The organism is Streptomyces viridifaciens, from assembly GCF_001888885.2.
Classification (GTDB): Bacteria; Actinomycetota; Actinomycetes; order Streptomycetales; family Streptomycetaceae; genus Kitasatospora; species Kitasatospora aureofaciens.
Genome location: NZ_CP090841.1, coordinates 7,071,826 through 7,091,630, shown reverse-complemented (window position 1 = coordinate 7,091,630; position 19,805 = coordinate 7,071,826). Strand labels below are relative to the sequence as shown.

At 74.6% G+C, this 19,805-nt stretch carries 21 protein-coding genes and 1 pseudogene; 7 read left to right on the top strand and 15 right to left on the bottom strand.

The genetic code is table 11. The features are described 5' to 3' along the window. Positions 1 to 5: 5 nt before the first annotated feature. The 11 genes from BOQ63_RS38955 to BOQ63_RS38905 all read right to left on the bottom strand — a co-directional run bounded on the left by BOQ63_RS38955 (position 6) and on the right by BOQ63_RS38905 (position 10,966). Positions 6 to 1,097 (bottom strand): NADH-quinone oxidoreductase subunit B family protein, encoded by a 1,092-nt coding sequence (locus BOQ63_RS38955; protein WP_072655873.1) that lies wholly within the window; start codon positions 1,095 to 1,097, stop codon positions 6 to 8. Continuing rightward, positions 1,094 to 1,246, bottom strand: coding sequence for a hypothetical protein (locus BOQ63_RS38950; RefSeq protein ID WP_158876460.1), 153 nt, complete (start codon positions 1,244 to 1,246; stop codon positions 1,094 to 1,096). Before BOQ63_RS38950 ends, BOQ63_RS38955 begins: the two co-directional genes overlap by 4 nt. After that, positions 1,218 to 2,681 (bottom strand): hypothetical protein, encoded by a 1,464-nt coding sequence (locus BOQ63_RS38945; RefSeq protein WP_150476299.1) that lies wholly within the window; start codon positions 2,679 to 2,681, stop codon positions 1,218 to 1,220. The genes BOQ63_RS38950 and BOQ63_RS38945 overlap by 29 nt, the downstream gene beginning before the upstream one ends. Positions 2,682 to 2,811: 130 nt before the next feature. Further along, positions 2,812 to 3,882 carry a hydrogenase expression/formation protein HypE gene (gene hypE, locus BOQ63_RS38940; RefSeq protein WP_030284896.1) on the bottom strand — a complete coding sequence of 357 codons (1,071 nt, stop codon included), beginning with the start codon at positions 3,880 to 3,882 and terminating at the stop codon, positions 2,812 to 2,814. Next, positions 3,875 to 5,002, bottom strand: coding sequence for a hydrogenase formation protein HypD (hypD, locus tag BOQ63_RS38935; protein ID WP_030284898.1), 1,128 nt, complete (start codon positions 5,000 to 5,002; stop codon positions 3,875 to 3,877). Before hypD ends, hypE begins: the two co-directional genes overlap by 8 nt. Then, on the bottom strand, positions 4,999 to 5,289 hold the full coding sequence (locus tag BOQ63_RS38930) for a HypC/HybG/HupF family hydrogenase formation chaperone (protein WP_072655871.1): 291 nt from the start codon (positions 5,287 to 5,289) through the stop codon (positions 4,999 to 5,001). The genes hypD and BOQ63_RS38930 overlap by 4 nt, the downstream gene beginning before the upstream one ends. A gap of 48 nt (positions 5,290 to 5,337) precedes the next feature. Further along, a complete protein-coding gene (gene hypF, locus BOQ63_RS38925; protein ID WP_150476298.1) occupies positions 5,338 to 7,692 on the bottom strand; it encodes a carbamoyltransferase HypF in 2,355 nt (784 codons plus the stop codon). Next, positions 7,673 to 8,392: a hydrogenase nickel incorporation protein HypB gene (hypB, locus tag BOQ63_RS38920; RefSeq protein WP_030284904.1), complete on the bottom strand. Its 720-nt coding sequence runs from the start codon at positions 8,390 to 8,392 to the stop codon at positions 7,673 to 7,675. Before hypB ends, hypF begins: the two co-directional genes overlap by 20 nt. After that, positions 8,376 to 8,771, bottom strand: coding sequence for a hydrogenase maturation nickel metallochaperone HypA (hypA, locus tag BOQ63_RS38915; protein ID WP_063737758.1), 396 nt, complete (start codon positions 8,769 to 8,771; stop codon positions 8,376 to 8,378). The genes hypB and hypA overlap by 17 nt, the downstream gene beginning before the upstream one ends. A gap of 227 nt (positions 8,772 to 8,998) precedes the next feature. Next, positions 8,999 to 10,114, bottom strand: coding sequence for an enolase C-terminal domain-like protein (locus BOQ63_RS38910; protein WP_030284906.1), 1,116 nt, complete (start codon positions 10,112 to 10,114; stop codon positions 8,999 to 9,001). Positions 10,115 to 10,555: 441 nt separating this feature from the next. Next, the gene (locus BOQ63_RS38905; RefSeq protein WP_030284907.1) at positions 10,556 to 10,966 is read right to left on the bottom strand and encodes a MerR family transcriptional regulator; all 411 of its coding nucleotides are present in this window, start codon (positions 10,964 to 10,966) and stop codon (positions 10,556 to 10,558) included. A 110-nt stretch (positions 10,967 to 11,076) separates the two neighbouring features. Here BOQ63_RS38905 and BOQ63_RS38900 point away from each other — a divergent pair, with 110 nt between their 5' ends. After that, on the top strand, positions 11,077 to 11,862 hold the full coding sequence (locus tag BOQ63_RS38900; RefSeq protein ID WP_072655868.1) for an amidohydrolase family protein: 786 nt from the start codon (positions 11,077 to 11,079) through the stop codon (positions 11,860 to 11,862). Between the two features lie 155 nt (positions 11,863 to 12,017). Further along, complete coding sequence (locus BOQ63_RS38895; protein ID WP_072655867.1) at positions 12,018 to 13,181, top strand: alpha/beta fold hydrolase; 1,164 nt, start codon at positions 12,018 to 12,020, stop codon at positions 13,179 to 13,181. A 2-nt stretch (positions 13,182 to 13,183) separates the two neighbouring features. On the opposite strand, the pseudogene BOQ63_RS38890 reads toward BOQ63_RS38895, so the two are convergent. Next, a pseudogene (locus BOQ63_RS38890) lies at positions 13,184 to 13,435 on the bottom strand (molybdopterin-dependent oxidoreductase); the annotation flags it as partial. Between the two features lie 195 nt (positions 13,436 to 13,630). Between BOQ63_RS38890 and BOQ63_RS38885 the strand changes: the two are divergent. From BOQ63_RS38885 to BOQ63_RS38875, 3 genes are all read left to right on the top strand, one after another. Then, positions 13,631 to 13,798 (top strand): DUF8730 family Cys-rich protein, encoded by a 168-nt coding sequence (locus BOQ63_RS38885; RefSeq protein ID WP_167395843.1) that lies wholly within the window; start codon positions 13,631 to 13,633, stop codon positions 13,796 to 13,798. A 201-nt stretch (positions 13,799 to 13,999) separates the two neighbouring features. Beyond that, complete coding sequence (locus BOQ63_RS38880) at positions 14,000 to 15,508, top strand: MFS transporter (RefSeq protein ID WP_079183954.1); 1,509 nt, start codon at positions 14,000 to 14,002, stop codon at positions 15,506 to 15,508. Continuing rightward, positions 15,505 to 16,134, top strand: coding sequence for a TetR/AcrR family transcriptional regulator (locus BOQ63_RS38875; RefSeq protein ID WP_079183953.1), 630 nt, complete (start codon positions 15,505 to 15,507; stop codon positions 16,132 to 16,134). The genes BOQ63_RS38880 and BOQ63_RS38875 overlap by 4 nt, the downstream gene beginning before the upstream one ends. A gap of 205 nt (positions 16,135 to 16,339) precedes the next feature. On the opposite strand, the gene BOQ63_RS38870 is transcribed toward BOQ63_RS38875, so the two are convergent. The 3 genes from BOQ63_RS38870 to BOQ63_RS38860 form a co-directional block, all read right to left on the bottom strand. After that, entirely contained in the window at positions 16,340 to 17,365 is a 1,026-nt protein-coding gene (locus BOQ63_RS38870; protein ID WP_094742840.1) for a helix-turn-helix domain-containing protein, read from the bottom strand. Positions 17,366 to 17,375: 10 nt separating this feature from the next. Beyond that, positions 17,376 to 18,296 (bottom strand): hypothetical protein, encoded by a 921-nt coding sequence (locus BOQ63_RS38865; protein ID WP_150476297.1) that lies wholly within the window; start codon positions 18,294 to 18,296, stop codon positions 17,376 to 17,378. 99 nt (positions 18,297 to 18,395) lie between these two features. Continuing rightward, positions 18,396 to 18,542: a hypothetical protein gene (locus BOQ63_RS38860; protein ID WP_167395842.1), complete on the bottom strand. Its 147-nt coding sequence runs from the start codon at positions 18,540 to 18,542 to the stop codon at positions 18,396 to 18,398. Between the two features lie 16 nt (positions 18,543 to 18,558). Between BOQ63_RS38860 and BOQ63_RS38855 the strand changes: the two genes are divergently transcribed. Next, entirely contained in the window at positions 18,559 to 18,990 is a 432-nt protein-coding gene (locus BOQ63_RS38855; protein ID WP_030550248.1) for a GNAT family N-acetyltransferase, read from the top strand. A 108-nt stretch (positions 18,991 to 19,098) separates the two neighbouring features. After that, entirely contained in the window at positions 19,099 to 19,788 is a 690-nt protein-coding gene (locus tag BOQ63_RS38850; protein ID WP_078867354.1) for a phosphatase PAP2 family protein, read from the top strand. Positions 19,789 to 19,805: the final 17 nt, after the last annotated feature.

Here is a 19,805-nt window from a genome sequence, read left to right as displayed (position 1 = left end):
GTCGCTCAGGGACGCCAGTGCGGGTCGTAACCGCTGGTCAGCTCGGAACCGCGGTGCCGCCAGCGCGGCTCCCGGTTCACGGCCATGTTGGTGATGCCGCGCAGCCGCCGGATGACCGCTCCGTACGGCTTGATGAGCATCGGGGACAGGCTGCCGCCGGACGGCTCGTCCATGAACGGCATGAAGGTGTCGGGGAAGCCCGGCATGGTGCAGCCGATGCAGATGCCGCCCACGTTCGGGCAGCCGCCGATCCCGGCCATCCAGCCGCGCTTCGGCACGTTGCAGTTGACGACCGGTCCCCAGCAGCCCACCTTCACCTGGCACTTGGGCGAGTTGTACTCGCGGGCGAAGTTGCCCTGCTCGTAGTAGCCGGCCCGGTCGCAGCCCTCGTGGACGGTCTTGCCGAACAGCCACTGCGGGCGCAAGTTGGCGTCGAGCGGGGGCGGCGGGGCGGCGCCGGCCGCGTGGTAGAGCACCCAGGTGAGGGTCTCCATGAAGTTCTCCGGCTGGATCGGGCAGCCCGGCACGTTGACGATCGGCAGCCCGCCGGTGGACTTGAAGTCCCACCCGAGGTAGTCCGCCAGGCCCATCGCGCCGGTCGGGTTGCCGGCCATCGCGTGGATGCCGCCGTATGTCGCGCAGGTGCCGGCCGCGACCACCGCCCACGCCTTGGGCGCGAGGTGGTCCAGCCACCAGTTGAGGGTGAGCGGCTCGCCGGTCTCCAGGTCGTTGCCGAAGGAGGTCCAGTAGCCGTCGCCCTCGATGATGTCCTGGTTGGGGATCGAGCCCTCGATGACCAGGATGAACGGGTTCGGCGACTCGCCCCGGGCGGCGGCCCGGTAGGGGGCGAGGAACTCCTCGCCGCCCAGCGTGGGCGAGAGCACCTTGTTGTACAGGTTGACCTTGGGCAGGCCGGGGATCAGGCCGAGCACCACGTCCTCGATGGCGGGCTGGTCGGCGGCGGTCAGCGACACGGTGTCGCCGTCGCAGCTCAGGCCCTCGGAGATCCACAGGATGTCGATCTCCGGGAAGCCCTGCCGCTGGTCCGCGCGGCTCGGTGTCCCGCTGGTGCTGGTGGTACCGCTTTCGATCGTCATGTCCTCGGCCTTCCTTGCAGCCGGTCACGCAGTCGGTCGTAGGCCGCGGCCACCGGGCCGGCCGGCATCAGGGCGGGCGCGGCCGGGTAGTCGCGGAACAGCTGCTCCACCATGCGGTGGTCATGTTCCAGGAGTTCGATGGTGTCCATCGGACCTCGTCTCGTCGGGGGTGGTGCCGAGCGGTCGCACCTCGTCCGGCCGGAAGTAGCGGTACCGGCCGTACCAGCCGTGCAACTCGGCGCCGGGATCGTCGTTGACCGTGACGGCGAGGTGGACGCTGCCGTCCACGTCGTGGAAGACCGCCGCCACCTCGGCCGTGCGCCCGGCCAGGAACATGTCCTGCGCGTCGCTGCCCCGGCCGTGCGGCCGCAGCTCGACCCGGCTGCCGCGGGCGAGGGAGACGCCGTCGACCAGCACCCGGTCGGTGGCCGGTGCGAGGCCGTCGTCCCCGCCCTCCTCCCACCAGGGCGCCCGGGCGGCGGGCTCGGGGCGCGCGCCGGGCTCCGGGCGCCCGGCGGGCCGAAGGGAGCGGATCGCGCCGTGCAGGCGGGTGAAGACCTCCGGCGGCATGGTGTCCACCCGGTCGAGGATCTCGGCGGCCCGCCGGTCGGTGGCCCGGGCCTCGCGCTTCTCCTCGTCGGTGAGCAGCATGGTGCGCAGCGAGAGGATCTCGTCGATCTCCCCGGCGTCGTGGAGGTCGCCGGGGCTCTCCGGGGCGATCCGCGGCTGGTCGGGCAGGATGATCGGCGAGGAGAGCACCGCCCGGTCGGCGTCGGCCGGCACCGGATAGGTGTGCAGGTTCCGGCAGGCCCGGGCGTGCTCGGCTGCCCGCTCCGGCGGGTCGGTCAGCGAGAGGAAGGACAGGCCGCTGCCGCCGAGGAAGGTGTGGGTGGCGACCAGGGTGTGCCGCAGCGCCTCCTCGCGGGTGGCGCCGGGCCCGACCTGGCGGCCGGTGTTCTCGGTGCGCACCCGCAGCCGGTACAGCCGCCCGTCCAGCGGCTCGGCGTGCACGGTGGTCCGCGCCTCGACCGGGTGGCACCGGCGCACCGCCCGGCCGTCCGCGTCTGGGAGCTCCTCGGTCTGCTCGCCGCCGGGCGCGCCGACCTCGAACGTCCGGTCCCCGGCCAGCAGTTCGGCCAGCGGCAGCACGAGGTCGGTCTCCCGGGGCACGGCCTCCTCGAAGCTGAGGTGGACCGCGTCGGGCGCCTGGAGCGACTCCACCGGTTCGTACCGGCCGTCCGCGGTGCGGCGCTGCACGCTCTTGTGCTGCACCTGGAGGTAGCGGACCCGGACGTGCAGCACCGCACCGGGCGCCGCCTCGGCCAGGCACTCGGTCTGCTGGTACCAGGACTCGGCGGAGCCGGCGACGGTCTCCGCCACCGGCCCGCCCGCCTCGACCCAGGGGCGCGGCGCGAGCACGCCGAACTGCCAGCGCACCCGGTTCTTGGCCGAGGAGCGGCGGTAGGGGTAGAGCAGGTAGCCCTCGTAGAGCACGGCGTCGGCCACCGGCCGCAACCGTTCGAAGACGTTCGGGTCGGCGGGCCGCGCCGGGGCGGCGGCGCCGGGCGCCGGTGTGGTGGTCATCTCGCCTCCGATCGGCCGCAGTGGCCCTGGTCCCCGGGCGTGGGGCGGGGGCCGGCCTCCGGTCGGCCCTCGCCCCACGGTCACATCTCGCGGTCGCCCGCGCGCGTTCGGTTCGCCATCGGAGTGGCGTTCAGCAGATCCGGGGCAGCTGCTCTCCGAGCGGCAGGTCGACGATCCGGGTGCCGCCGAGGCCCGTACGGGCGACCACCACGCCGGGGTGGTCGGCGACGCACTCGCCGACGATCACCGTTCCGCGCCCATCCGGATGGGCGCGCATCGCTGCGAGCACCGCCTCGGCGTGCTCGCGCGGCACGAAGGCGACCAGCCGGCCCTCGTTGGCGACGTACAGCGGGTCGAGGCCGAGGAAGGCGCAGGCGTTGGCGACCGCCTCCGGGACCGGCACCGCCCGGTCCTCCAGGACCACGCCGGTGCCGGAGGCGGCGGCGATCTCGTTGAGCGAGGCGGCCAGGCCGCCGCGGGTGGGGTCGCGCAGCACGTGCAGCTCGGGGGTGACGGCCAGCATGGCCTGGACCAGCGAGCCGAGGGCCGCGGTGTCGCTGGTCACCTCGGCGCCGAACTCCAGCCCCTCGCGCACGCTCATGATGGCGATGCCGTGCTGCCCGATCGGCCCGCTGACCATGATCACGTCGCCGGGGCGGGCCCGCTGCGGGCGGATGTCCACGCCGTCCGGGATCAGGCCGATGCCCGCGGTGGTGAGGTAGACGCCGTCGCCGTGCCCGGCGTCGACCACCTTGGTGTCCCCGGTCGCGACGGTGACGCCGGCCGCCCGGGCGGCCGCGCCGACCGCCTGCGCGACGGCGCCGACGGTGGCCAGCTCGGTGCCCTCCTCCAGCACGAACGCGCAGGACAGGTACGCCGGCACCGCGCCGCTCATCGCCAGGTCGTTGACCGTCCCGTTGACCGCGAGGTCGCCGATGCTGCCGCCGGGGAAGAACAGCGGCCGCACCACGTACGAGTCCGTGGAGAAGGCCAACCGGGCACCGCCGAGCGTCAGTTGCGCCGAGTCGCCGAGCCCCTCGAGCTGTTCGCCGCCGTACGCGGGCAGGAACAGGTGGCGGACCAGCTCGGCCGAGAGCGCGCCGCCCCCGCCGTGGCCCATCACCACCACGGGGTGGTCGCGCAGCGGGAGCGGGCAGGACCAGCCGGAGAAGTCGGGTGCGGTCTGCAGCGTGTCAGCCAACGGGCTCGGCCTCCTCGGCGCGTCGGACGGCCGGGTCGAGCCGCCGGTAGAGGTAGTACGCGGCGCAGGCGCCCTCGCTGGAGACCATGGTGGCGCCGAGCGGGGTGCGCGGGGTGCAGGCGGTGCCGAACGCCTCGCACTCGTGCGGCTTGATCAGGCCCTGGAGCACCTCGCCACTGCGGCACCGGGCGGACTCGCGGGTGGTGACCCCGGTGACGTCGAAGCGGTGCTCGGCGTCGAAGTCGCGGTACGCGTCGGAGAGCCGCCAGCCGCTGCCCGGGATGGTGCCGATGCCGCGCCAGGCGCGGTCGGTGACGGTGAAGACCTCCTGGAGCATGCGGAGCGCGGCCGGGTTGCCGGTGTCCTGGACGGCGCGCGGGTAGGCGTTCTCCACCCGGTGCTCGCCGCGCTCCAGCTGGCGGACGGCCCGGCGGATGCCCTCCAGCAGGTCCAGCGGCTCGAAGCCGGTGACCACGATCGGTACCCGGTGGCGCTCGGCGAGCTCCGGGTACTCGGTAGTGCCCATCACGCTGCACACGTGGCCGGCGGCGAGGAAGCCCTGCACCCGGCAGTCCGCGGAGCTCATGATGGCCTCGATCGCCGGTGGCACCCGCACGTGCGAGACCAGCAGGCTGAAGTTGCGCACGCCGAGGCGGCGGGCCTGGTGGACGGCCATCGCGTTGGCGGGCGCGGTGGTCTCGAAGCCGATGCCGAAGAACACCACCTCGCGCTGCGGGTTCTCCTGGGCGATCCGCAGCGCGTCGAGCGGCGAGTACACCACCCGGACGTCCCCGCCGGCGCCCTTGACCCGGTACAGGTCCCGGTCGGTGCCGGGCACCCGCAGCATGTCGCCGAAGGAGCAGAAGGTGACCTCCGGCCGGGCGGCGATGGCCAGCGCCCGGTCGATCGCCTCCAGCGGCGTGACGCACACCGGGCAGCCCGGGCCGTGGATCAGTTCGACGTCTTCCGGCAGGAGCTGGTCGATGCCGTGCCGGATGATGGAGTGCGTCTGTCCGCCGCAGACCTCCATCAGCGCCCACGGGCGGGTCACGGTGGCCCGGATGTCCTCCAGCAGCCGGCGCGCCAGGCCGGGATCGTTGAACTCCTCGATGTACTTCACGAAGCCTCCTCGGGCTGAGCCTCCGCCTGGGCCCGGGCCCAGGCGTCGCCGAACTCCTCTTCCAGCGCGCCGATCTCCTCGAACAGCCGCAGGGTCGCCAGCGCCGACTCCTCGTCCAGCCGCTGGAGGGCGAAGCCGACGTGGACGATGGCGTAGTCACCGACGGCGATCTCCGGCAGGTACTCCAGGCAGACCTCCTTCAGCACTCCGCCGAAGTCCACCCGGGCCATCCGGGTGCCGTCGCGTTCGTAGACTTCGGCCACCCGGCCGGGTACTGCCAGACACATCGGCGCACTCCTCATTTCCTCGGGGTGGTTCAGGCGCGTACGGGTTGTTCAGGCGGTCCGGGCCGCCACCAGGGCCTGCCCGAGGGCCAGCCCTCCGTCGCCGGGCGGGACGGCCCGGTGGCGCAGCACGGTGAAGCCGTCGCCGGCCAGCAGTTCGGCGGTCCAGTGGTCCAGCAGGGCATTGGTGAACACGCCGCCGGTGAGCGCCACGGTGCCGGTCCGGGTGCGTCGGCGCGCCTCCCGGCAGACCGTCAGGACCACCGCCGCGACGGCCCGGTGGAACCGGGCGGCGACCACCGGGGCGCCCGCGCCGGCCCGGACGTCCTCGGCGCAGGCGCGCAGCACGGGCGCGGGGTCGAGCAGCAGGCCGTCCGGCCCCGGCCGCAGTGCGAAGGCGTACCCGCCGGCGTCCACGGCCCGTACAGCCGCCGCCTCCAGCTCGATCGCGGCCTGCGCCTCGAACCCCGCGTCGTGGCAGACGCCGGCCAGCGAGGAGACCGCGTCGAACAGGCGGCCCATGCTGGAGGTCGGCGGGCAGTTGAGGCCTCGTTCCAGCTGACGGGCCAGCAGCCGGCGCAGCTCGGGCGGGCGGGCGGCGGTGCACGGAAGGTGCTCGGCCCAGGGCAGGCCGGCCGCGCGCAGGTGGGCGAGCGCCATCCGCCAGGGCTCGCGGACCGCGGTGTCGCCGCCGGGCAGCGGGACGTACGCCAGGTGGGCGAAGCGCCGGTGACCGGCGTAGTCGGCGAGCAGCACCTCACCGCCCCACACCGCGCCGTCCTCGCCGTATCCGGTCCCGTCGAAGGCGACGCCGATCACCGGCGCGCTGCCGTCCAGGCCGTGCTCGGCCATCGCGGCGGCGACGTGCGCGTGGTGGTGCTGAACCCGGGCGACGGGGCGCTCGCCGGCGTTGCGCCGCGCCCAGCGCGCGGAGGCGTAGCCGGGGTGCCGGTCGGCGGCCAGCAGCTGGGGTTCGACGCCGGTCAGCGTGCGCAGGTGCCGTTCCGCGCGTTCGAAGGAACGCTGGGTGGAGAGCTCGCCGAGGTCGCCGATGTGGCCGGACAGCCAGGCGGAGCGGCCCTCGGCCAGGCAGAGGGCGTTCTTGAGGTCGCCGCCGACCGCCAGCACCGGGCGCAGGTCGAGCGGCAACTCGATCCGGGCGGGTGCGAAACCCCTCGAGCGCCGTAGGATCATCGGCTCGCCGTCCGGGCGGGCCCGGACCACCGAGTCGTCGCACGGAACGGCGATCGGCCGGTCGTGCCACAGCCAGGCGTCGGCCAGGCCGGCCAGCCGCTCGAACGCCTCGCCGTCATCGGTGACCAGCGGCTCGCCGGAGCGGTTCGCGCTGGTCACCACCAGCACACCCGGGCCGGGCGGGTCTCCGGGCAGGCCGAACAGCAGCCGGTGCACCGGCGTGTACGGCAGCAGCACGCCCACGTCCGGGCTGCCCGGGCAGACCTCCGGCGCCAGCGCGCCGCCCGGGTCCGTGCGGCGCAGCAGCACGATCGGCCGGGCCCGGCCGGTCAGCAGCGCCTCCTCCGCCGGGCCGACCCGGCCCAGCCGGGCGGCCGTCGCCACGTCCGGCGCCATCACGGCGAACGGCTTGTCGCCCCGGGCCTTGCGGCGGCGCAGTTCCCGGACGGCCTCCCGGTGCGCGGCCGCGCACACCAGGTGGTAGCCGCCGACGCCCTTGACGGCGACGATCGCCCCGGCGGCGAGCATCCGCCGGGCCGTGGCCAGGGCGGGCGAGCCCTCGGTCGAGGTGCCGTCACCGGTCAGTCGCAGCACCGGCCCGCAGGCCCAGCAGGCCACCGGCTGGGCGTGGAACCGACGGTCCGCCGGATCGCGGTACTCGCGCTCGCACTCGCGGCACAGCGGGAAGCCCGCCATCGTGGTGGCGGGCCGGTCGTACGGCAGGGCCGTGGTGACGGTGAACCGCGGGCCGCAGTGGGTGCAGCTGATGAACGGGTGCCGGTGGCGGCGGTCGGTGGGGTCGGCGAGTTCGGCCAGGCAGGCGGCGCAGGTCGCGGCGTCGGGCGGGACCATGGTGCGGCCCGCACCGGGCTGGGACGGGCGGATGGTGAACCCGCGGGTGCCGGCCGGCGGGGCGCTCGCGCACCGGACGGTGGCGATCTCGGCGAGCGGCGGGGCCTCGGAGCGCAGCAGGCGGCCGAACTCCGCCACCGTGCGGTCCGGCCCCTCGACGTCGATCACCACTCCGGCCGAGGTGTTGGCCACCTCTCCCGCCAGGCCCAGCCGGCTCGCCAGCGCGTGCACGAACGGCCGGAAGCCGACGCCCTGGACCACGCCGGTGACGGTGAGCACGCGGCGGACCGGGCCCTGGGGCGGGGCCGCCGGGTCCGTGCCGACGGGGCGGCCGGTGGCCTCAGTGGTGTGCGGCGGCATGGTGGTGCTGCCCGTCCGCCGCGGCGCGGGCCAGAACAGGCTGGTGGACGGCCGCTCCCCCGTTCACCGTCTCCCACAGCCGACCGATGCCCTGCTCCGTGCGCGCCGAGGTCTCCAGCAGGGGCACGCCGGGATTCACCCGGTCGACGTGCCCGCGGAAGGCCGGCTCGTCGAAGCCCGCGGCCTGCGCCAGGTCGGACTTGGTGAGCACGACCAGGTTCGCCGAACCGAAGGCGTTCGGGTACTTGACGGGCTTGTCCTCGCCCTCGGTCACCGACATCAGGACGATCCGCAGCTCCTCCCCGAGGTCGTACGAGGACGGGCACACCAGGTTGCCGATGTTCTCCACGAACAGCAGCCGGGTGCCGTCCGGCAGCCAGCCGTCCAGGTGGCCGCGCAACTGGGCCGCCTCCAGGTGGCACAGGCCGCCGGTGAGGACCTGCTTGACCGGGGCGCCGGAGCGGGCCAGGCGGCGGGCGTCGTTCTCGGTGGCGAGGTCGGCGGTGATCGCGGCGACCGGTACGCCGTCCTCGACGGCCCGCGTCAGGAGCCGTTCCAGCAGGGCGGTCTTGCCGCTGCCCGGACTGGACAGCAGGTTCACCAGGACGACGTCCCGTTCCCGGAGGTCCGCGCGCAGCGCCGCCGCCAGGGCGTCGTTCTTCGCGAGGACCGCGTGCTGCACCTCATGGACTCGGCACATCGCCGGCCACCTCCCGCTCGTCGGCGCCCTCCGCCGTCCCCAGGACGACGGCGGCGATCTCCAGTTCCCGTCCGGACGCGCACTCCACGGACCCGCCGCCGCACGCCGGGCACCGCAGGTCGAGCGGCGGCCGGACGGCGAACTCCCGCTCGCACGGCCGGCACCGCACCACCGCGGGCACGTGCTCGATCGCCAGGCGGGCACCCGCGAGGGCCGTCCCCTCGCAGACCACCGCGAACGAGAAGTCCAGTGCCTCGGCCTCCACTCCGGCCAGCGCACCGACCCGCAGCCGGACCTCCTCGACCCGCTCGCCGGGGTACCCGGCCGCGAACTCCTCCACCGCCTCCACCACGGACAGCGCGATCGACAGCTCGTGCACCTGCGCTCCGGGGACTCGTACGGCCGACAGTGGAAACCATGCCCGCCCACGCTAGGAACCCGTCCGGGTCCGCCCCCGGCGCTGCGGCGGCGGACCGGCACCGAGTCCACCCGCATGGCCCCATTTCGGACCGGCCGCCCTGATCCCCGTCGGTGGACCGGCCGTGCGCACGCCGTCGATCCCGGCCGCGCCTCGGGCGCCGGGCGGTTGCCTTGGGACGCGCTCGTTCAGGGACCGTGCACGCGGTAGCGCTCCGCGTCCGCCCACCTGACGTCCAGCCCGAAGCCCGGGCGGTCCCGGTCGGGGCGCAGCGCGCCGCCCTCCGGCCGGAGCGTGCCGTCGAGCAGCATGCCCTCCAGCCGGACGTGGTCGTGGAAGTACTCCAGGTGGCGCAGCCGGTCGACCGCGCAGAAGCCGTGGGCGGAGAGCGCGGGCGCGCAGTGCCCGGACAGGTCGATGTCGTGGGCGGCGGCGAGTCCGGCGACCTGGAGCAGGCCGGTGATGCCGCCGCAGCGGGTGATGTCGGCCTGGAGGCAGTCGACGGCGTCGGCTTCCAGGAGGGTGGCGAAGTCGGTGAGGAGGTAGCCGTACTCGCCGGCGGTGATCTCGGGGCGGCCGGCCGTGTGTTCCCGTACGGTCCGCAGGCCGCGCGGGTTCAGGGAGCTGACGGGCTCCTCGAACCAGCGGACGTCCCACTCCTCGGCGAAGCGCCGCGCCCAGTGCACGGCCTCGGTGCGGTTCAGGGCGCCGTTGGCGTCGGCGAACAGCTCGGTGTCGTCCCCGACGGCCCGGCGGACGGCGCGCAGTCGTTCGGGATCCTGGTCGGGGTGGCGGGAGGTCTTGAGTTTGACCCGGGGGATGCCCTGGGCGGCCCATCCGGACAGCTGGTCCGCGAGCCGGTCCAGGGGGTAGTTGGTGAAGCCACCGCTGCCGTAGACGGGCACCCGGTCGTGGAAGGAGGGCAGCAGGTCCACGACCGGGAGCTCCAGCAGGCGCGCCTTGAGGTCCCACAGCGCGAGGTCGACGGCCGAGACGGCCATCGCACCGGCGCCCGGTTGCCCGGCGTTGCGGGTGGCACGCCGCATCCGCTGCCAGACGGCGGGCGGGGCGAGCGCGTCGGCACCGACGGCGAGGGGCACCAGCTTGGACTCGGCGAAGACCGCGGTGGAGACGTCGGCGTAGGTGTAGCCGATGCCGGTGCGGCCTCCGCCACGGGCCTCGACCAGGACCATGGTGGTCGAGTCCCACTCCAGGGTGCCGTCCTGTTCGGTGCCGTCCGGTCCGTCGGTGGAGACGGTGAAGGCGTGCACGACGAGGTGGTCCACCTGGACGGGATCGGTCATCGCAGGACTCCTGGGACGGCGGCCGTCAGTGGGCGCTGCAGCACGAAATCCGCGACCTGTGGCATCGTCCCGTCCCTCTCTTCCGTCCGTGTCCCCGCTCCCGTTCGCGCCTGCCCGGAGCGCCCTCGGCGAAACGGCCGGCCTCGGGCTCGGCCTCGGCGGAGGGTGGCGTCGAAGGCCCGAACCACCCGCCCATGCCTGCTCTTCTGGACGAACGCGCCTGGAACCGCGTTCCGGCTGGACGATCGTCAGGTCTGGCGGGGCGAGCGGGTGGGCATACAAGGGGCAACCGGCGACGGGCCCGACCGCGACTCCCCCACGAGTGCGATCGGGCCCCTGCCGGCAACCGGGCCTGGGCGTGACTCCCCCCACGGAGTGGCGGCCAGGCCCGCTGATTTCTCAACCAGCGACACGCAGCGTACATGCCATCTCTACTCAACGCTACCTGGCGGTCGAGGATGGCCGACCGGCACTCCGTCCGCTGCCCTGGAGCGCGGGCGGGCCCGCTTGCTCGGTGGCCGCGATGGCCCGCCGCAGGGTGTCCCGGGCCTGGTCCAACTCCTCGGCGCGCCGGTCGAGTTCGGCGAGCTGGGTGCGCAGTTTGGTGAGCACGCCCGGGCAGGCGAGCAGCGGGCCGTCCGGCTGGCCGCAGGGCAGGACCTGGCCGATCAGCCGGGTGGGCAGGCCCGCGGCGAGCAGGGCGCGGATCTGGCGGACGGTCTGCTCGGCCGAGGGCTCGTAGTCGCGGTAGCCGTTGGGCAGTCGGGCCGAGCTGAGCAGCCCGGCCGACTCGTAGTACCGGATCAGGCGCTCGCTGGTGCCGGTGCGCTGGGACAGCTGCCCGATCCGCATGGTCGTTCGCTCCTCGTTCGGCTTGACCTTGTCACGGTGTCAGGGTTGAAGACTAGGCCACGGCGACGGGAGGTCGCCCCCGAGGGACGGCACTTGACCAGGAGAAACCGTTGATCATCGACGCTCACAGCCACGTTCACGACCCGCTGGACAGCCACCTCGCGCTGCTCGACGAGGCGGGGGTCGACCGCGCGGTGCTCTTCGGTACCCGGCCGCATCCGGAGCGGGCCGTCGATCTGGCCTCGTTCAAGCGGGAGATGGACGTGCTGCACGCGACGGTCAGCGGGCGGTCCGCCGGTGCCGAGGCGCACGAGGCGGCGGTGCGGGAGCTGGCGGCGGCCTGCGCGGCGCACCCGGACCGGTTCATCGGCTTCGGCAAGGTGCGGCTGGACGTACCGGCCGAACGGATCGCCGCGGAGGTGGAGGGGGACGTGGTCGCCCGGGGCTTCCGGGGCATCGGCGAGCTGACCCCACCGCCGGACGGCGCGGGCCTGATCGAGCCGGTCCTGCGCGCATCGGCCGACCACGGCGGACTGCCGGTCGTGGTGCACGGGTTCGCGCCGACCACCGCCGGCGACCTGGCGACGCTGGCCGGCCTCGCCCGCCGCCACCCGAGCGTGCCGGTGGTGATCAGCCAGCTCGGCGGCCTCAACTGGCTGACGGCCATCGAGCTGGCCCGGGAGACCCCGAACCTCTACCTGGAACTGTCCACCACCAACGTCGTGTTCGCACTCCGGCTGGCCCTCCGGGAGGTGCCCGACCGGACGGTCTTCGGCTCGGACGCCCCGTACGGGGACCCGGTCCTGACCCGCGCCCTCGTCGAGCGCGTCACCTCGCCCGGCGAACTGCGCGACCGCGTCCTCGGCGGCACCTTCGCCGAACTCCTCGGCCTCTGAGCCGGGTTGGGTCACCCCGCAGGATCTCCGCTCGCCCCTCACGGGGGTGGGGGCGAGCGGTTCTGCCCCGTTCAGAGGCACCGGCCCGGGCGGGCGACGACGGCCGTGCGTCAGACTGTTCGCCGTTGGGAGTGCGCGGCGCGGGAGGGGCAACGGTGGACGGGGACCTCGTCGGACGGTTGGGGGCGGCACTGGGCTGCGGTGAGACGGCGGCCCTGCCCCTCGGGCCCGGTCACCACCGCCTGGTCGTGCCGGACGGGTCGGCGGGGCGGTTCGCCGTCGACGTCCTCGGCGACGGCGGGACGGCCCACCGGGTGGTCCACCTGCTGCCGGGCGGCGGCCTCAACGTCGCCGCCAACTACGGGACCGCGCAGGGCAGGAGCCTCGCCCGCTTCCTCGCCGACCACGGGTACCTGGTCATCGGCACCACCCCGCGCGAGGACGCGCTGGCGGCCGACCGGATCGGCCCGCAGTGCGCCGGCTGGGGCCTGGACGGGCACCGGGCGGACCTCGAACGGGTCGTCGCCGCCGTCCGAGCCGTCACCGGCCTGCCGTACGAGCTGCTCGGCCACTCGGCCGGGGCCGCGCTCGCCCTCGCCACCGCCGCCGCCCGGAACAGCGACCGCGCCCTGCGGCGGGTGCTCGTCCTCGACACCACCGGCCCGTACGACCCGGGGACGGAACCGGAGCTGGTCGCGCGGGCCGGGGCACTGACCGACCTGTTCCAGCGGCAGCTGGCGGCGGGCGTCCTGACCGTCGACCCCGGCCTGAAGGGCCTGTTCGCCCGCGCGGCCGCCGCCCCCGACGCCCCGAGCGGACTGCCGCGACCGCAATCGGCGCCCGGGGCGGGGCAGTTCAGCAACCTCGGGCTGCTGCACTACGCCCTGACCCACACCCGGGAGCTGCCCGGCCCCGCGAACTGGATCCACCACCGGGGGCACAGCAGCGGCAGCTACGCCTTCGGCGCCACCCCCGAGGAGGACCGCTTCGCCCTCACCCACACCCCGCTCGCGGTCTGGCAGGAGGCGGTCGCCCGCCTCGGCAGCGGCCTCCAGCCGACCGCGCTGCTGCGCGACCTGGCGGCGGTCTGGGCCGGCCGCACGGACGTCCACCGGATCGACTGGGCGGCGATCCGGGCGGACGTGGTCTGGGTGAACGCCGAGTTCGGTCGCGGCGACCACGACCTCGGCGCCCGCCTCGTCCGCCGGGGCGGCGCCCGGGTCGACTACCGGGTGGTGCCGGGCTACGGCCACGGCGACGTGGCCTGGTCGGCCACGGCTGAGCGGGACGTGTGGGAGCCGCTGCTGCCCCGCCCTTGACCCAGGCCGTCCACGGTGAGGGTGTAGTTCGTCGCGTCCCGCTCGGGGACGGAGGTCACCACCGAGTAGTACCGGAAGCCGTTGTTGCCGGGCAGCAGCCCGGTCAGGCCGCTCGGGTCCCGTTCCGCCAGCCCGGATTCCAGCCGTTGCAGGAACGGTCCGGCGGCCACGCCGGCCGCCCCGAGTCCGAGCAGCCCGAGCACCACCCGGCGGCCGACCGGGGTGCCCCGGTCCTCTTCGTGCGTTGTGTCCACGGGACGATTCGACCAGTTCGACCCGGTCCGGGGCTAGTGGCGGTGGTGTCGGCCGCTGTCGGAGCGGCGGGGAGCGGCGGCCCGCGGTCGGATCGCGGGCCGCGTCGGGGCTAGATCGCCGCAGTTCGAATACGGGTAGGGGTATATTTGGCGGGTCAACCCATTCACCGGGGGGCCTTGAGAAGGGAGCGCGGCATGTGCCGCCGAATCGCCTGCCGTACCTGCGGGAAGCCGACCTACGCCGGGTGCGGGATGCACGTCGAACAGGTGCTGGCCGGGATCCCCCGGTCCCAGCGGTGCTCCTGCCCGCCGAAGGAGCAGGCGTCCGGGAGCTGGCTCGGACGACTGTTCGGGCGCCGCTGACGCCCGCGGCCCCTCCGACGTGAAGAACGCCACGGTCGACCCGGCTCCCACCGGGTCGACCGGCATGTCATCATCTGAAGACATCATTCGATGACATCGCTTGATGACATCCCTCGGCCACTGCGCCCCCGGGGTGGCCGGGCTGGGCGTTCCCTCCCCGGTTCGGACTCTCGAACTGTGACCACAAAGGGGGGCGCGTCCATGGAGACCCCAACGGGCCTGTCGACGCGGCGTGAGCGGGCGCTGGTGCCCGTACTGGTCTTCCTCAGCGCCGTGGTGGCGGTGATCAGCAGCCTCGGCGCACCGATGATCCCGACCATCGCCACCGTCGACCACGTCTCGCTCGCCGAGGCCCAGTGGTCGCTGACCATCACGATGCTGGTCGGTGCGGTCGCCACCCCGGTGCTGGGCCGCCTCGGCGACGGGCCCGACCGCCGTAGGGTCACCCTGGCCGCCGCCGCCCTGGTGGTGCTCGGCAGTGTGCTGGCCGCACTGCCGCTCGGCTTCTGGTGGCTGATCGCCGGCCGGGCGCTCCAGGGCGTCGGGGTGGGCCTGACCCCGCTGGCCATCGCCACCGCGCGGGAGGCGCTTCCGGCCGCGGCCTCCCGCTCGGCGGTCGCGCTGCTCTCCATCACCACCGTGGCCGGCGTCGGCCTCGGCTACCCGATCACCGGGCTGATCTCCCAGTCCTTCGGCCTCCACGCGGGCTTCTGGTTCGGCTCCGTGATCAGCGGCCTGGCGCTGCTACTGGCCGCGCTCGTACTGCCCGAGGCCGAGGACCGCGAGCGGCGGCCGCTGGACGTTCCCGGCACCGCGCTGCTGAGCCTCGCCCTGATCGGACTGCTGCTGGCGCTCAGCGAGGGCGAGAGCTGGGGCTGGGGCAGCGGGCGGCTGTGGGCCGTGGCGGCCGTCTCGCTGCTGCTGCTCGCCGGCTGGGTGCGGCACGAACTGCGCACCGCCCACCCGCTGATCGACCTGCGCAGCCTCAGGAACCCCGTGGTGCTGACCGCCGACGTGGCCGGCCTGGTCGCGGGCGTCGGGATGTACCTGCTGATCTCACTGGTCATCCGCTACGTCCAGACCCCGACCAGCACCGGCTACGGCCTGGGCGCCTCCGTCGTGGTCGCCGGGCTGGTACTGCTGCCCTTCTCGGGAGCCAGCCTGCTGTCCAGCAAGCTCGTCCCGGTCCTCACCCGGCGCACCTCCTCCGCCCTGGTCCTGCCGATCGGCTGCGCCGTCTCGCTCGGCTCGGTGCTGTTCTTCCTCCTCGCCCGTGACCACCTGTGGGGGCACCTGGTGGTGATGGGCATCGCCGGACTCGGCGTCGGCTGCACCTTCGCCGTGATGCCCGGACTGATCGTCGCCGCGGTGCCCGCGAACGAGGTCGGCAGCGCCGTCAGCTTCAACCAACTGCTGCGCACCATCGGCTACTCCACCGGCAGCGCGCTGTGCGGTGCCGTCCTCCAGGCGCACACCGCCCCGGGGCGGCTGCTGCCCACCGACAGCGGCTACCGGGACGCGGCGCTGATCTCCTGCGCGGTGTGGGTGGCGGTCGGCCTGATTACGATCGTCCTGCCGCGGTTCAGTGCCGCGGCCGCCGCCCGGGAGGGTGCGCGGGTCGACGAGGAGCTGATGGTGGAAGAGAGCATCGCCGACGGCGTGGCCGGCGAGAGCGAGGTCCCCGTGGTGCGGGCGGGGACGGACCGGTGACCGCCGCGACCGCCGGGGCCGACGGGTCCGCCGACCGGTCCCCCGCCGGAACCGACGACTGCGCGGATCCCGCGGCGCCCCGGCGCCGGGACGCCGCCCGCAGCCGGGAACTGCTGATCCGGGCGGCGGTGGAACTCTTCGCCGAGCGCGGCTTCGCCCGCACCACCACCCGCGAGATCGGCGAACGCGCCGGCGTGGACGCATCGTTGATCGCCCGCTACTTCGGCGGCAAGACCCAGCTCTACCTGGCCACCCTCCAGGTCGAGCTGGGCGACGAGGTGCCGGCCGACCTGCTGGAGGAGGAGCGGCTTCGCAGCCTGCTGGTACGGCTCGCCCGGCGCGGCCCCGGCCCGTCCTTCCAGGCCGCGGTGCTGCCCGAGGACAACACCGAGGTGCAGCAGGCCGGCCGCGCCTACCTTCACGAGCGGATGGTGCGACCGCTGCACGACCGCTTCGTGGCCGAGCAGGTGGACCGGCCCGGGCTACGGGCCGAGCTGGCGGTGGCCGCCTTCACCGGGATCGTCCTGGCCCGCTCCAGCGGGGCGTTCGAGGACCTGGCGGCGGCCGACACCGAGGAACTGCTGCCGCTGCTGCGGTCCCTGCTGGCTGCCACCCGCCCGGCCTGACCCGCTCCAACCGGTGAACCCCGCGCGCCGGACGGCCGGTGCGCGGGCGCGTTCAGCAAGTCGGCGGTCGCGGTGACCGCGGCGAGCAGGACGGCGGTCACCGAGGAACGCCAAACCTCGTTTTCCCCTGGAAGTTGAGCCGACGCTCTTGCGCTGCTCGTGCTACGACCGGTCCGGCACCGGGCCGGGACCGGGCCCCCGGCGGCTACTTGCCGGCCTGCCCGGCGATTGCGGCCAGTTCCCGGTGCCGGTACTCACGGGGCGGGAGCCCGTACGCGGCCCGGAAGGAGCGGCTGAAGTCGTCGGCCCGCGGGATGCCCCAGCGGGCGGCGACCGCGTGGATCGGGGTGGCGCGCTGCGCCGGGTCGGCGAGGTCGCGGCGCGCGCGTTCCAGCCGCTGGCCGCGGATCCAGGCGGCGACCGTCTCCCCCGCCGACTGCCGGGTGAACACCCGGTGCAGATGACTGACGGAGACGTGGTGCGCGGCCGCGATCGTGGCGGGCGACAGCTCGGGGTCGTGCAGGTTGCGCCGGACGAAGGCCCGTACGCCCTCCACCAGGGCCCGCTGCCGGGTGTCGTCCGGCACCGCGCCCTCGGCGTCCAGCTCCCGGGCCAGCCAGGCGGCGACCAGGTCCAGCACGACCGTCCCCAACCGGGCCGCCTCGGCCGGCCCCAGGGCGGCGGCCTGCCGGTCCAGCCCGAGCAGGAACTCCGACAGCAGCGCCGCCGAGCCCGCCCGCGCGGAGAACGCGCGGCCGAGCAGGCCGCGCAGCCGGTGCGGGGGCAGCGGCAGCAGGGCGGCGGGGAAGTCGATGCCCACCCCGGAGACCCGGGGCTCCGCCCGACCGGCGGTGGGGCCGCCGAAGGTCCGCAGGTCGTACGGGGTCGAGCTGTCCACCAGGTGCAGGTCGCCCGGTCGAAGCGTCTCCGTCCGACCGGCGCCGCGGGTCAGCGTCATGGTGCCCTCCTGGAGGAACGACAGGTGGAGGACGCCCTCGTCCGATCGCCGCACCATGCGCTCGGTGCGCCGGAACCGCACCGAGGGGAAGGACGTCCCGAGGAGCACCACCTCCCCCAGCTCGGATCGCCTCAGCTCCGCCCGGAAGTCACCGGCGTGCGCGCTGGTCGCGTCGCAAGCCCGCGTCCGCTCCAGCAACTCCCGCCAGCAGTCGAAGCGTTCCTCCGCGGGCAGTTCCTCGCCGCGGAACACCGTCGCCAATCCTGCAGCCACTTCTGCCCCTTCAGGCCCTTCGGACCTCGTGGTCGACCGGACCGCGGTCGAGCGGCGCCTTGGCGAGCGAGAGCTGCGGCGGTGCGGCCGACGTCCCCGCCTCGTCCGCCGTCTCCGCCTCCTCCGCCTCGTCCGCCGTCTCTGCCGCGTCCGGGTCGCTCCGCTCGATCCGGCTCAGCAGCCGGGCGACGGCGTCGGTGCGCTCGCGCAGCACCGCGACGTGCTCCGCCCGCTCGTCCTCCGCCGCGGCCGCGGCCGGCCGGACCGGGATGCCGCGCTGCCGGGCCGTCGCGATCAGGCTCTCCCGGGCCTGGCCCACGATCACCAGCGTGGCCGCGGCGAAGCAGCCCGCGTCCAGGGTGCGCGGCCGACCGAGCAGACCGCGGTGGACGATCTGGGCCGGTACGGTCAGCTCGTCCAGCCGCTGGTCGACCGAGCCGCGTTCGAGCGCCGCGAGGACCACGGTGGCCAGCGCCTCACCGGCCCTGGTGACGGCCCACTTGCGGCCGGGCAGCGGCGGGAGGAACTCGCGGATCCGGTCCACGTCCTGCTCCAGGGCGCTGGTGGTCAGCACCTCGAAGGCGTTGCGGGTACGGACCTCGACGACCTTGTCCCACTCCACCTCCTCACCGTCGAAACCGACCTTCGACGGCCCCAGGTGCACCGCCCCGTAGCCGTCGAGCAGCCCCAGCAGCTTGTGCACCACCCCCGGCGTCCTGGGGTGACGGCCGATCAGCATGCCCAGCGACAGCTTCCACGGCTCACTGACGGGCACCTGCGGCGGCGCGACGGAGCCGAGCGCCGCGAGCGCCCACCGCCCACCTGCGGCCGACCGCCCGCCCCGCAGCACGGCCTGCCGCCCGGCCTCCCCCAGTTCGGCCGCCGCCCCCACCAGCCGCCCGAGCCCGGCCGCCCACTCGCTCCTGACCACCCCGCCCGCCCTCTCCTCGCCTCGCCTCGGCAAACCCACAGGTCGGCAATGGTACGACTGGTCGATTCGGACTCTCCTCGGAGGTCCCGGGAGCGCGGGTCAGTGCATGCCGCCGTCCGGCGCAGAACTGACGAAGGCCCGGGTCCGTTCGGCCGCCTGCTCCAGCGGCAGGTGCTCGCCGTTCGGTGGGGAGAAGTCGTCGAGGGCATGTTCGACGAGCCCCGCCGCCGGCCCAGAGTCCGCCACCTGTAGCATGTAATGTATGCAAAGCGTCACTGACCCTTACGAACTGCGCCCGGGCGTCCCCGCCGTCGACGTCTTCCGCCGCCTGCGCACCGATGCCGGCCTCTCCGACCGGACGCCCGAGGCGGTCGCCCTCGGCCTCCCCAACACCTGGCACGGAGTGGTACTGCACCACGAGGGCGAGCCGATCGGCATGGGGCGGATCATCGGCGACGGCGGCACCGCGTTCCAGATCGTCGACATCTGCGTGCACCCGGCGCACCAGGGCAAGGGCCTCGGCAAGCGCATCATGGCCGCACTCACCGAGGAACTCGACCGCCGGGCACCCGCGACCGCCTACGTCTCGCTGATCGCGGACGGGCCCGCGCGCGTCCTCTACGAGCGGTTCGGCTTCAGGGACACCGCCCACCACGATTCGATCGGCATGTTCCGCCCGACGGGCGGCAACTGACCGCCCGACCGCGGACGGCGGTGCGGTTGGGTACGGGCCGAACGCCGTGACCCCCCAGTATGGGAGCGGCAATCCGACCGCACCTTCCGAGGAAGGGCACACGCCGTAGTGAGCCACCCACCCAAGGCCCCCGCGTCCGACCGCCCGCACCGGTGGCAGTTGGCGGCCGGCCTCGCACTCGTCCTGTTCGCGGCCCTGGCCGCGCTACTGGCCGAGCAGAGCTGGGCACCGTTCGGCTTCGAGCGGGACGCCGACGACTGGTCCGCCGCCCACCGGCCGTCCGCCGCCCGGACGGTGGCCGTGGTGATCACCTCGCTCGGCTCCGGCACGGTGCCCTACCTGCTGGCCCTGGCCGCGGGCGCCGTCGCGCTCCTGGCCCTGGCCGCACCCCGCCCGCCACGCCGGGCGGTGGTGCTGCTCCTCGCCCCGGTGCTGTGGCTGCTCCTGGGTCAACTCCTGCGTGCAGGGCTGATGCAGCTCTTCGCCCGCCCCCGCCCGCCGCGCCTGGACTGGGCGACCGACGCTTCCGGCTTCTCCTTCCCCTCCGGGCACTCCTTCACCTCGGCGGTCTGCGCCGGCCTGCTCGCCCTGTCCGTCGCCCGGGCCCGTCCGGCAGCGGCCCGGGCCGCCACCGTGATCGCCGTCGTCTTCGCGGCCGCGGTCGGCCTCAGCCGCATCTACCTCGGGGTGCACTGGCCGCTGGACGTCCTCGGCGGCTGGCTGCTCGCCACCGCCTGGCTCGCCCTGGGTACGGCGGCAGCCCGCGGGGTGGCCCGGGCGAGCCGTTCCGCACAATGATCGGCGCCCGGACTGTC